12 protein-coding genes are annotated in these 12,848 nt (G+C 39.0%); 10 read left to right on the top strand and 2 right to left on the bottom strand.

The genetic code is table 11. The annotated features are described in order from the left end of the window. Positions 1-185: 185 nt before the first annotated feature. From FB379_RS15655 to FB379_RS15640, 4 genes are all read left to right on the top strand, one after another. Positions 186-1,043 carry an alpha/beta fold hydrolase gene (locus FB379_RS15655; RefSeq protein WP_144598356.1) on the top strand — a complete coding sequence of 286 codons (858 nt, stop codon included), beginning with the start codon at positions 186-188 and terminating at the stop codon, positions 1,041-1,043. 459 nt (positions 1,044-1,502) lie between these two features. Then, complete coding sequence (locus tag FB379_RS15650) at positions 1,503-1,748, top strand: 4-oxalocrotonate tautomerase (RefSeq protein WP_277874811.1); 246 nt, start codon at positions 1,503-1,505, stop codon at positions 1,746-1,748. Positions 1,749-2,067: 319 nt separating this feature from the next. After that, the gene (locus FB379_RS15645; protein WP_063389622.1) at positions 2,068-2,337 is read left to right on the top strand and encodes a 2Fe-2S iron-sulfur cluster-binding protein; all 270 of its coding nucleotides are present in this window, start codon (positions 2,068-2,070) and stop codon (positions 2,335-2,337) included. 17 nt (positions 2,338-2,354) lie between these two features. Further along, positions 2,355-4,247 carry a XylR N-terminal domain-containing protein gene (locus FB379_RS15640; RefSeq protein ID WP_144598355.1) on the top strand — a complete coding sequence of 631 codons (1,893 nt, stop codon included), beginning with the start codon at positions 2,355-2,357 and terminating at the stop codon, positions 4,245-4,247. Positions 4,248-4,785: 538 nt separating this feature from the next. Here the strand turns inward: FB379_RS15640 and FB379_RS15635 are convergent. Then, positions 4,786-5,487, bottom strand: a complete 702-nt coding sequence (locus FB379_RS15635; RefSeq protein WP_082829469.1) for a Crp/Fnr family transcriptional regulator — start codon at positions 5,485-5,487, stop codon at positions 4,786-4,788. A 174-nt stretch (positions 5,488-5,661) separates the two neighbouring features. Here FB379_RS15635 and FB379_RS19045 point away from each other — a divergent pair, with 174 nt between their 5' ends. From FB379_RS19045 to FB379_RS15605, 5 genes are all read left to right on the top strand, one after another. After that, entirely contained in the window at positions 5,662-6,447 is a 786-nt protein-coding gene (locus FB379_RS19045; protein WP_277874810.1) for a hypothetical protein, read from the top strand. Positions 6,448-6,678: 231 nt separating this feature from the next. Further along, the gene (gene yknW, locus FB379_RS15620; protein ID WP_158640210.1) at positions 6,679-7,368 is read left to right on the top strand and encodes a YknW family membrane protein; all 690 of its coding nucleotides are present in this window, start codon (positions 6,679-6,681) and stop codon (positions 7,366-7,368) included. A 7-nt stretch (positions 7,369-7,375) separates the two neighbouring features. Beyond that, positions 7,376-8,503 carry an efflux RND transporter periplasmic adaptor subunit gene (locus FB379_RS15615; protein WP_130157970.1) on the top strand — a complete coding sequence of 376 codons (1,128 nt, stop codon included), beginning with the start codon at positions 7,376-7,378 and terminating at the stop codon, positions 8,501-8,503. Further along, entirely contained in the window at positions 8,500-9,189 is a 690-nt protein-coding gene (locus FB379_RS15610) for an ABC transporter ATP-binding protein (protein WP_130157972.1), read from the top strand. Before FB379_RS15615 ends, FB379_RS15610 begins: the two co-directional genes overlap by 4 nt. Further along, positions 9,186-10,379: an ABC transporter permease gene (locus FB379_RS15605; protein ID WP_144598353.1), complete on the top strand. Its 1,194-nt coding sequence runs from the start codon at positions 9,186-9,188 to the stop codon at positions 10,377-10,379. Before FB379_RS15610 ends, FB379_RS15605 begins: the two co-directional genes overlap by 4 nt. Positions 10,380-10,482: 103 nt before the next feature. Here FB379_RS15605 and FB379_RS15600 read toward each other — a convergent pair whose 3' ends face one another. Then, complete coding sequence (locus tag FB379_RS15600; RefSeq protein WP_063389628.1) at positions 10,483-11,652, bottom strand: FtsW/RodA/SpoVE family cell cycle protein; 1,170 nt, start codon at positions 11,650-11,652, stop codon at positions 10,483-10,485. 213 nt (positions 11,653-11,865) lie between these two features. Here FB379_RS15600 and FB379_RS15595 point away from each other — a divergent pair, with 213 nt between their 5' ends. Next, a complete protein-coding gene (locus FB379_RS15595; RefSeq protein WP_158640209.1) occupies positions 11,866-12,720 on the top strand; it encodes a DUF4349 domain-containing protein in 855 nt (284 codons plus the stop codon). Positions 12,721-12,848 lie beyond the last annotated feature (128 nt).

Raw genomic sequence — 12,848 nt, 5'->3', positions numbered from 1 at the left:
GTATGAAAAAGTTTGTTATTTTTTCCTTTTGTTTCTTATTATGAAACAATGGAGTTGTATAAACAATAAATACCGTTTACGATTGGGATAATTAGTATTTTCTAAAAATTGCGTCAATTAATTTCGTGTCAGGAGTACGTGTTGGAAAATGATTCGATAATAGAGTCGAGAGGGGAGGAATTGGTTTGCAAGAAGCGACAAGTGCCCGTGTCAAAACCGGAGACTATGAAACTTATTTTTACCGCACCGGCATCGGAAATAATGAAGCGATTCTTTTTATCCATGGGTCCGGTCCTGGAGCAACTGCTTGGTCTAATTGGCAATATGCGCTCCCTTTTTTCAAGGAAAAGGGATTTGATTGTATCGCGCCAGACTTAATCGGTTTTGGAATGTCGGAACATCCGTCTTCACCTCCGAAAGGCATCCGGTCATGGATGAGGTTATGGGTGGATCAGCTTAAAGACCTTTTGGATGAATTGGAAGTGAAAAACGTTCATTTAGTGGGAAATTCTTTAGGCGGGGCTGTTGCTCTTCATTTATTGGCCGAGGCGCCTGATCGAATTGATCGCGTTGTGTTGATGGGCTCGGCGGGTGCTCCGTTTCGATTGACTCCAGAACTTGACCGTGTTTGGGGGTTTTATGAGGATCCATCCGCAGAGGCAATGGCGCAGATCATTCGCTGGTTTGCATATGATGAAAGCTTTATTAAAGACAATCTTAACAGTATTAGTAAAATGCGCTTTGAGGCCGCAATGAATTCTGCCGTGCGCCGTTCCTATGAAGCAATGTTTCCTCCGCTTCGCCAGCGGATAGTAGATGATCTTGTTTTGCCAAGCGCCACTTTGCGCCGCATACAACAACAAGTTTTACTCGTTCACGGGCTGAATGATCCGATCGTTCCTGTTGAGACAAGTTATTATTTTGCCAAACATCTTCCGCGGGTAAAAATGATGATTTACGGACAATGCAGCCATTGGACGCAAGTGGAATATCGAGACAGCTTTCATTCTTTGCTTTTGCATTTTTTTCACAATGAAATATAAGAATATTTTTATGTTTTTATCAAAAACAAGGTTATGATTCGCTTTTTCAAAGCCAGACAGCATTGCGAATATGCCTAGTACAACACAACAGTTACGGTTGTTGTACATTTCAATCATTGACGCTTTACCTAGAAAGACAGCCTGCACTAAAAGCGATTTGAAATTTTTTGCAGCCGGCATCGCATTTTCTCACTTTAGCGGCTGTCTTCCCGCATCATGTTAAAAGAACGATTTACGAAAAATGTTGGATCAGATGTATGCTTCATCTTTATAGTTTTTTAAAGGAATGGTGCCATTATTTCGACGGTTGCGGTGCTAGTGTGTCAGGGTCCATTATTTGAACAATAACAAACTTTCTCGTGACCAGGAATCAGTGCAATGGTAGAAATCGTCTAAGCGAGAGTTAGCCGATGCAATAGCAAAACGTTTTCTCCATAAGCCTGAACTTCTTTCGTTCGGTTGAAGCCTTTTTATCTTTGGAAAGGAGAGTCAAAACGTATGCCTTTCATTCAAGTTCACTTGTTAGAAGGTCGTTCTCCGGAAAAAAAGGAGACACTTATCTATGAATTAACGGAGACGGTGTGCAAAGTATTGGATGCGCCGAAAGAAAATGTCCGCATCATGATTCAAGAAATGCCTCTAGAACATTGGGGAATTGCTGGAGAATCTGTGAAAAAACGAAGAGAGCATGAAAAAGAGGGATGAAATCGGCAGATACAAAAGTAGAAAGTTAATTGTTTATGAATGGGGAACATGTTGCGTGATTAAGAACTCCGTTCGACGCTTTCAAGAACTGCGGCATTGGTCGTGAAGAAGAAAACATACCTTAAGCAAAAATATTTATTATGCTTATAGGTGTCGGATAGCCATGATGTTATGTTCATCAACGATGCGATCAATGCTATGGCATTTTTGTTTCTTTTCGCCAGCGCTAGTAAAAGCAGGTGCAAAATGGCGCATAACGTTATGCTGTAGAGCATGCTTGAATAATAGAAAAAATTATCATGTTGGGAGGGAGATAATAATGGTATATCAAATTCATATAGGCGGAGAAATTTTTTCTTGCGGAGAGAGCGTTGATTTATTAAAAGCTGCGAGATCTCATCAAGTAAAAATTCCTTATGGATGTGCAAATGGAGGTTGCGGAATGTGCAAAGTCAAAATCCAAAAGGGAGAATACAAAATTGGATTGTGTTCGAAAGGAGCTCTTTCGGATGAGGAGCGGCAACAAGGTTATGTATTGGCTTGCAAAACGTATCCGCTCAGCCACTTGATTGGTGATCTTGTTGAATAAAGCTAAGGTGGTAACATATGAACAAAAAAAGATCGGCATTAGATCAGCTGGAATTAAATTTTGATAACGGTTACATTTATATGGGGAAGTCCCGCTCGATGATTGTGGCGACAAATGCGCTCGGATTATTGCGCAGAGATTTAATTCGCGACATGGGATTTGAACGGATGAAAGGTTTTTTGTTTCGGTATGGATGGAATCTAGGTAGACAAGACGCGAAAGAATTGATGAATCATGCAAACTGTACAGTAGAGGAGTACATTCAAGATGGCCCAAAGCTGCATACGATGAAAGGTCATGTGAAAGCGAGATGTACTTTTTTAGAAGTCAGAAGGGAAAATGGAAAATATCAAGTCAGAATGGAAGGATATTGGTGTCATTCCTATGAAGCAGAAGAACATGTGCGCCATTTTGAGACATCATCCATCCCAGTTTGCTTTACCCTTTCTGGTTATGCCAGCGGCTTCGTTTCAGAAATTGTCGGAGAAAAGACGATTTTCAAAGAAATTGCTTGTCAAGGTATGGGAAAAGAAGAATGCCATTGGATCGGCCAAACGGTGGATCGATGGGGAGAAGAAGCGGAACAAGAGCTGTGCTATCTTGAAGAGTCCCCAATCGTAGAAGAGCTGGCGGCAACATACGAAAAACTTTTAGAAGAACGGAATAATTTAAAATTTGTGACGGATGTTCATAAGAAGCTCACTGAGGAAATCATTAAAGGAAACAATTTAGACTCCGTAGTTCGTCAAGTGTTTCAATCGACGAATATCCCAGTTTTAATTGAGAACCTGCACCTTCATCCGATGGCCTATGCTGGGATTACTTCCAATGAATTAGAACAATATAAAAACGAACTTATTGACTATGTAGGAAAAAATCCTTTTTGCCAGCCTCAAGCCATCGTCACATCAACACAACTTCTTCATTTGCGCCATCATGATCGCCTGATGACACCAATATTTTTGCAAAACAAAATTGTAGGATATTGTTCGTTTGTTTATCGCGATTTGCATCAATATAACGCCTCAATTTCTCCTATGATTTTAGAGCGGCTGGCCTCTGTCAGCTCGGTATGCTTGCTCAATGAAAAAGCAAAGCTAGAATCGTATGAACGGATTAAAGGATTTTTTTTAGAGGAAATCATTAATGCGGGACAACAAAGCAATGATCACGACTTAATCATGAAAGCTAGTTTAATAGGAGTGGATTTATCCAAGCCTTTTTATATCTGTGTGCTGGATTGCCGGTTTCAAGAAGATGATTTATCGAAAGAGCTGGAAATGCAAAAAGAAGTTTTAAGTTTTCTTTCCGCTTACAGCAATGATCAAAAACAAAACATGTTGATTGGCCAGCGTGCAAAACATCTTATTTTGCTGGTTACAGCAGATCAAGTTGCCAAAACAGGTATACAAACATGGTTGTCAAAAATCGTTGATTTACTATCTTCACAATTCTCTACTATTAAATTTTACGGGGGAATCAGCTCCAAAGCAAACAATGTGTCAAATGCCGGGGAAGCATATAAAGAAGCACTTACAGCAGTCAGGGTATCATCGAAACACCAACAAATCATTTCGTTTGAATCGTTAGGAGTTGTTGGTGTGCTGATTAATGAAAAGAATGAACAAGAGGTAAAAAAAATGGCCAAAGCTTGCCTTGGAAACTTAAAACTGGATGATCCAAAAAATATCGAGTTCCTGCGAACATTGTACATCTTTCTAGTCAATGGCGGTAACTTGGAACAGACAGCGGCAGATTTGGCGTTATCCATCAGCGGATTGCGTTACAGGGTGAGCAAAATCGAAAGCATTATTCAGCAGGAACTGCGAAATCCTATGATTCATCATCAACTTCTTTTATCGATCCAGTCATTAATGATGATTGGAGAGATCGATATCGGCATTAAATAATGAAGGCACTAAAGGTACGGACATTTTCCTGCATGGGAATGGCACCGGTTGTGATTTGTATTCATAATAAAAGTTTCATATGGAAATTCTAAAATTTGCAGGAATCAAGTGCAAATTTTGAGTTAAATTCCATTTGGTATCCCCTACTCAGGTAGACAAAAAAAACAGATGCATTTCATATGATGTGTAAAGAGTCTGCCTGGGATGGGGGTTTTTAATGGCAAAGAAAAAACAAAACCTCAAATCAGGAACCTTTCATTTGAAGGAAAAGATTAAAGACACTTATATGAAGCACACCCCGAAACGATCGAACAGGTTCTCATTTTTTTAGCCTTAGCCGCTTTAAAAAATGCCTGTCCTGCGACCGAATCATTGTCCCGGCATAGTATTCCCTATTTTCATTGTTTTACTTGACAGAATATATGCACGACTAGATCTTTGTTAAATGAAAAATAAATAAAGAAAACTGGCGATTTGCCAGTTTAAAGTTCCGGCTCCATCTCTGAAAGACAAGGCGCATATAAGATGTTTTTACAATTTAATCAATTCGGCAGTAGGAAACGGGGCAATTTTCACAATTGATTTCATCTTTTAAATATTGAAGATCGTGAATGGTGATTTTTTTATTTTGAAAAGAAATTACGCCTTTTTTCCGCAAATTGCTCAACATTCGATTGATGCTTTCTCTAGTTGCTCCGCAAAAATTCGCAAGCTCCTGATTGGTCATGTCGATATTGATGAGAATGCCATTTTCAGTTTCTACTCCATAGGTGTTCGCCATTCGTATGAGTGTGGAGTATAAGGCACCTTTCTTCCCGTTTAAAATCAAATCGCGGAATTTTGTTTGAGTAATTTGATATTGCTCGCTCATCCATTTTAGGAACGAAAGGCTAAGATGCGGATTTTCAAACAGTTTGCATTCTAATCGTTCTTTTTTTATGAAATAAATAGAACTGTTTTCCAAAACTTTTGCGTTAAATATGTGCTTCGGGTCATTTGAAAAAATAGAAAATTCACCAATAAGGTCGCCTTTTTTGCAGATCTTTAGCGCCAATTCTCTTCCATCTGAAGTTGTTTTGCTTATTTGCACCAAGCCGGATTGGATGCAATATAATTCATGAACCTCCATGCCTTCTTGAAAAAGATATGTCCCTTCCCTCACGTTTATGATTCCGTCGAAATATTCATGCAAAGCACTCAATGGATCGGTTAAGAATGGATCCGCCACTTGTTTGACCATTATAAAACCTCCTTTCAAGAAGGAAACCATCTATATACCAATATTTTACCAGAACCTAGGAATCTTGATTGTGAAAAAATGGTGAATTGTGATGTAAAGCACATTTTTTTATGAATAAAAATTAGGTGATTACAAAAAAATAAAATGAATTTAAATGATAAGGAGGGAAAAAGAGTGCCGCAACGCATTCAATCGTATGTAAATCAAGCACAGCAAGCATTGCAGCAGATTCAACAAATTGCCAAAGTACTGAAACAGCAAGAACAGCAAAACGCTAATCAAGCATTTAGCTCAAATCAATTTACAGCACAACAGACACAAGCATTTGGACAAAAGGAACAAAATGCGGTGCAAAATTTGCAGCAAATTGAAAATTTGGCTCAGTCGCTTCATAGTCAAGCACAGCAGCTGCAAAATTATCAACCGAAAAACCAGTATCAAGCAGTATACCAAGCTCAACAACCGCAAAATCAATATCAAAGTCAGCAATCATCCGGCTTCAGCTTCAATCCGTTAAGCGGACAAGCGAGCCAAACAAACGTTAATGAAGTGCGCCAGCAAAATCAGCAATCAGCACAGCAAATACCGAACCAGTATCAATCGCAGCAATCATCCGGCTTCAGCTTTAATCCGTTAAGCGGACAAGCGAGCCAAACGAACATCAATGAAGTGCGCCAGCAAAATCAGCAATCAGCACAGCAAATACCGAACCAATATCAAACGCAGCAAGCATCCGGCTTCAGCTTCAATCCGTTAAGCGGACAAGCGAGCCAAACAAACGTCAATGAAGTGCGCCAGCAAAATCAGCAATCAGCACAGCAAATACCGAATCAGTATCAAACGCAGCAATCATCAGGCTTCAGCTTTAATCCGTTAAGCGGACAAGCGAGCCAAACGAATGTCAATGAAGTGCGTCAGCAAAACCAGCAATCAGCACAGCAAACCCAAGCTCCGTTTTAAAAAAACGCGGCAAGCAGGAGCAAATTAGAGCTAAACAACATGCGGACAAAATGATAACCAAAGAGTTAATAACCTGTAAAAGACCGTAGAATGTATTTCTGCGGTCTTTTCATCATGTTAAGGGAAGTTTTTCAAAATATTTGTAAGAAATTCAAAAAATGTGAAACTTCATTCTTATCAATCTCGTAAAATAAATTGAAAATAATCATTATAATGGAGGAGATGACTTTAATGAGTGAGCAACTGAACATTCAGCATTCAAATGAAAAAGTGGATAAACCGTCGTTGTTAGGGATTGTGACAAGTCCGATTGAGACGCTTGAGCGGATCAAACAACAGCCAAAAGTATTGCTTCCATTAATTGTTGTCATTATTATTTCATCTTTGGCAGCTTACCTTTCAGTGTTATCAGTCGACTATAGCATCGTGGAAGAGGAATTAGGTGCAGAAGGAGCAGCTTACGTCGGCGCATTTACAAAAGTTGGTGCACTTGTGTTTGGTATCATTGGCGGACTTATTACACTATTGATTTCGGCACTAATTCTTTTTGCCATTGTAAAAATTGCCGGAAAACAAATTCGTTTTAAACAAATGTTTTCAATGACCGTTTTTATTTCTCTTGTTACTTCAATAGGAACACTGTTAAATGCGATTATTTTATATTTTGTCGGTGGAGGAGACACCCCTAATCAAGTATTTACTAGTTTAAACAGTATTGTAGGAGCTGAAGGGGCGCTTGGATCATTTTTGTCATCTATCGAAATTTTTGGAATTTGGGGAACAATATTGACCGCTTTTGGGCTTCATCATGTAGGTCAACTGTCAAAAGGTGCATCATGGACTATTTCAATCGTTTTATTCATTCTTGGCAGTCTGCTATTGACATTATCTGGAGCAACACAATCATTAGTGGGGGCATAGTAATAGTATGAGAAAGAAAGTTTTGATCGGTGTAGGAGTAGCAGTTATCATCGCTTTATTTGTTGGGATCAGTATTTTTCGTGCTGCATCGAAAGAAAATCCGACTGTAGAAACAGTCAAATTGGAGCAAAAAGAAATTACCGGGAATGTTATGATTCCCGGTACTCTTCAATTAATGAATGAACAAAAAATTTATTATGATGCTGAAAGAGGAAAGATCAAAAAAATCCTTGTCAAAGAAGGGGACAAAATAAAAAAAGGAGCACCTCTCGTCATTTATGAAAACGAACAATTAGAGCTTGAAAAGGAACAGGCCAAGCTTTCGATTGAACAAAGCTATATCAAACTAGATCAAATCAATGAGCAGTTGGATGATCTGAAGAAAAAAGAAGAAGAATTGAAGAAACAAGTCGGTAAAGAAGAAGCAGAAAAGCAAATAGAAAATGAAAAAAATCAACTGCAAATGGATAAGAAAATGACGAATCTTGAGCTTAAACAACAGAAGATTCAACTGGAAACAGTAGAAAAGAAGATTTTAGAACTTGAAGTGAAAAGCGAAGTTGATGGAATTGTGATTACCGTAGATGAAGACGCAGCAGTAGCAATGGGCGAAAATGTGAAGCCGATCATACATATTGGCAGTTTGAACAAAATGAAAGTGGAAGGGGTCATTTCTGAATACGATTCTTTAAAAATTAAAGAAGGTCAGCCTGTAGTTTTAAAATCTGATGTGGTGCCTGATGCAAAATGGAAAGGAAAAGTATTGAAAATTGGCATTTTGCCTCAACAAGGCAGTGAGATGGCGGCGGAAACAGGAAACGAGGCTGTCCAGTATCCAGTGGAAGTTCTTGTCCAAGATCAGAACATCCCGGTGAAGCCTGGCTTTAAATTGATTATGGAAATTGAAACGGAAAGAAAAAAAGCGAATGTCATTCCTCTTACCGCTGTTAAACAAGATGATGATCAACAATATGTTTATGTAGTGAAAAACGGAAAAATAACAAGAAAAGAAATTAAAACTGGTACTTCAACCGATGAATATATTGAGGTGACGAGCGGTTTAACAAAAGATGATGAAATTGTTCGTGAACCATCTGATGAAATCAAAGCAGGCGTGGAAGTGACAATCAAATGATCAAGCTGGAAGATGTGACGAAATCTTATAGAAACGGTAAAGAAACAATGGATGTGCTCAAAAACATCAATTTAGAAATCCGGCAGGGGGATTTTGTGGCCATTATGGGGCCGTCCGGTTCCGGCAAATCAACTCTCATGAATATTATTGGCTGTTTGGACCGCCCGACATCAGGTGCTTACTATTTTGAAGGGAAGGATATATCGTCTCTTGATGATCAAGAATTGGCCAAAATACGCAACAAGAAAATCGGTTTTGTTTTTCAGCAGTTTCATCTTCTGCCGCGGTTGAGCGCCTTAAAAAATGTAGAGCTGCCAATGATTTACGCCGGCATTGGAAAAAAACAGCGGGATGAACTCGCTAAGCAGGCTTTAATAAAGGTTGGACTCGGCGATAGAATCCAGCATATGCCAAACGAATTATCGGGGGGCCAAAAACAACGGGTGGCAATAGCTCGAGCCATTGTGAATAATCCAAAGCTCATTTTGGCAGATGAACCGACTGGTGCATTGGATACGAAAACAAGCGAAGCAATTATGGAACAATTTACAATGCTAAATAAAGAAGGGACAACCATCATTGTCGTAACGCATGAACATGAAGTGGCTCAATTTGCTAAGCGTACGATTGTAGTAAGAGATGGAGAAATTTTACAAGAAGATTTGGGACGGGGGAGCACATTATGAATTTGATGGAAAATTTTCGGATGGCGTTTTCCTCCATTCTTGCCCATAAGCTCCGTTCAATTTTGACAATGCTAGGAATAATTATCGGAGTCGGATCTGTTATTTTAGTTGTAGCAATCGGCCAAGGGGGCGAACAAGCCTTAAAAGCCCAAATTGCAGGCAGCAGCAATACGATAGAAGTGTATTATCAACCAAGTGAAGAAGAGTTGAAAGCAAATCCGAACGCAATGTTAGTGGATCCGTTTACCCAAGAAGATGTTGAAGCGTTGAAAGGGATCCCTGAAGTTAAACAGGTTGTTGCTTCCACGACAAGTTCTTATCAAATAAGGTATAAAGAAGAAACAATCGATACCACGGTCTATGGGATCAATGCTGCATATATGGATGTCAATCAATTAAACATTAATAAAGGCCGACTGTTTACGGAAGCGGATTTTTTAGGCGGCAGACGTGTAGCGATTATTAGCGACCAACTAGCAAAAGATTTATTTAAAAAACAAAATCCGATTGGCGAGGTCGTTTGGGTATCGAATCAGCCGTTCGAAATTATCGGCATACTTGAAAAACCGACAGGAATTTTTGCCTTTGGCATGTCGGAAATTTACACTCCATGGACGGCTTATCGAAATGCTTTCGGTCAAACGAATTATACGCAAGTAACGCTTGAAGCAGTTAGTGCAGACGAAATCAAAGCTGCAGGGGAAAAAGCTGAGCAATTGCTAAACGACATGCATCAAACAGAAGATTCGTATCAAGTGGTGAATTTTGAAGAAATTGCAGAATCCATCGGCCAAATTACCCGTATTATGACCATGATTATCGGAAGCATAGCCGGAATTTCCCTCGTAGTTGGCGGCATCGGTGTCATGAACATCATGCTCGTCTCCGTCACCGAGAGAACGAGAGAAATCGGCATTCGCAAAGCTCTTGGTGCAACAAGGAGACAAATTTTGCTGCAATTTTTAATTGAATCGATGACATTAACATTAATTGGGGGAACTTTAGGGATTTTATTAGGTGCAGGAATTGCATCCATCATTTCCATTTTTGCCGGTTGGCCATCATTAGTATCATGGCAGGTTGTCGTCGGCGGACTTTTATTCTCAATGTTTATTGGGATTCTCTTTGGACTATTGCCGGCAAACAAGGCGGCAAGATTGGATCCAATCGAATCGTTAAGATATGAGTGATACAGAAAGCTGCTGCCTTTGCCTTCCATAGGCGAGAAAAATTCATGCTAATACAATTTGTTTCTTAAACAAAACAAAAAAGGTGTCCAACTTTATTGGACACCTATTCTTTTGAAAACATAGATACACGATGGTGCCATCGGATACTGAAAATCAATCCGATCGCCATCATGCTGCCAATAAGGGAGCTTCCTCCATAGCTGATAAAAGGAAGCGGTATACCTGTGATCGGCAGAAGGCCAATCGTCATGCCGACATTTTGAAATACATGGAAGACAAACAAGCTGATGACGCCAGTACAAAGATAGCTGTTAAACGGTTCAGTTGTTTCAATTGACACTTTAATGATGTGATAGATTAATAAGAAAAATAAACTAATGACAATACTAGTGCCGATAAATCCAAATTGCTCCCCAATCACACTGAATATAAAGTCGGTGTGGTTTTCAGGGATATATACTTGTCCATGCCCAACCCCTTTTCCGAAAATTTGGCCAGATCCGATAGCTTTTAGAGAATTGAGCAAATGATAGCCTTCAGCGCTTTTATATCCTTCGGGATTTAACCATGCATAAATCCGGCCGAACTGATATTGCTTGACACCTAAATATTTGGCAAGAAATTCAGGCATTCGCAATACAAGATAAAAAATTGTTGCAGCAAAGAGGGTTACGATGAGAAACCCTAATGTAAGAATCCGCCAAGATATGCCTGAAACAAGAATAAGGCCGGCTAAAATGGCAAACATGACAAGCGCAGTCCCAAAGTCAGGCTGCAGTATAACGAACAATACCGGTACTGCTGTCGTCACACCCATTTTACATAACAAAATGAGATCGGTTTGAATGGTTCGATGCAAATACTTTTGATGATGCTTGCAAATAATATGGCTCAAAGCAATGATTAAGAAAACTTTCATGATTTCTGAAGGCTGAAACGAAAAACCGGGAAGAGTAAACCATGCTTTAGCGCCATTTATTTCTTTGGCAATTTTTTCTGGTGAAATCATTAACAAAAATAGAAGAAATATCCCAAAACCGTATAAATACCATGTCATTTTTTGAATTTGTTCTGAATCGAACAGCATGACAACTCCGGCAATAAGACAGCTGGCTGCATAGAAGGCAATTTGCTTAAAAATAAAGTTTACCGCATATTGCCCTGAAGTCATTTGCGCTCCGTAAATGGCCACGCAGCTCGCGCAAAATAGTAGAAATATAATAAATGCTAATTGATAATCAAACCGCGATTGCGCCTTTTTGTTAGAATCCATGAAGCCCACCAACTTTATGAAAATGATTTTTTTAGAAGAGTAGAATTTCCTTATGTTAGACGAATGGTAAAAGCGAAAGGTTTCAAGCGCAAGTACGTTTATTATAGTAGCACACTTTCATTTGTTTGCACACATTTTATTCATCTATTTAAGATACCTTTGCTTCATTATTTCGTCTAATCCATAAACTGTAATTAACTGGAGATGATGAAAATGAAGAAAGTCTTGATTGGTTTGTTGCTGCTCTTCTTGGTCGCCTGCAGCAATTCAGAACAAAAATCATCCGTAGAAAGTGCTAAAATGGATCAGACCATGATAGAGAAAAAAATTGAAAAAAAAGGAGAAATGGAAACAGTTGAAGCGAAATCAGCTGCCAGCACATACTCAAACGAACGAAAAGTTATGTACACTGCGAATATAACGGCAGAAGTGGTAAGCTATGATGAAACGATTGCAAACTTAACAAAGAAGGCCGAAAGCAGAGGGGGCTATATCATTCAATCAAATGCAGTGGAACAGGATGGAAAGATCGAGGCATATGTAACGTTCCGCATTCCTCAAAATGAACTTCAACGATTTATAGAGGAAGTGAAAAAGGCAAGCAAATCAGTCAAATCGGAGCAAATGACTGGTGAAGATCAAACAGAAGAATATGTCGATTTAAACTCTCGATTGAAATCGAAGCAAGCGGTTGAAGCTCGGCTCCTTAAATTTATGGAATCGGCTGAGAAAACAGAAGACTTGTTGAAAATTTCGGAAGATTTGGCAGCTGTCCAAGAAGAAATCGAACAATTAAAGGGCAGAATAAAATATATTGAAAATAGAACAGACTATGCAACAGTTGAACTGCAATTAACAGAAATAAAATCTCATGAAAATTTTTCAAAGGATTTTAATACGTGGGAAAAAACGAAAGAACAATTTTTGACAAGCATTCATTGGATTGTTCAGGCGGCATCTTGGATTGTTGTGATCGTTGTAGGGAATTTACCAATTGTTTTATTGGCGCTTATTATATTTTTCTTCGTCTATCGAACATTTAAAAAGAAACAGGAGAAAACTGAGTAATCTTTTTTACTTGTGGATCGGCTGTTAAAATGATAAAGGGGCTGTCCGATAAGTCCCTAAAATGAAGCAAGTGGAGAAAAACAATTCGTTTCTCTCCACTTGCTTTTATATTTTTTCGATTTTTATCT

This window comes from Aeribacillus composti (genome assembly GCF_007827555.1).
GTDB lineage: Bacteria > Bacillota > Bacilli > Bacillales > Aeribacillaceae > Aeribacillus > Aeribacillus composti.
Note: the sequence above shows the minus strand (reverse complement) of the source record. Positions and strands in the feature narration are given on the sequence as shown.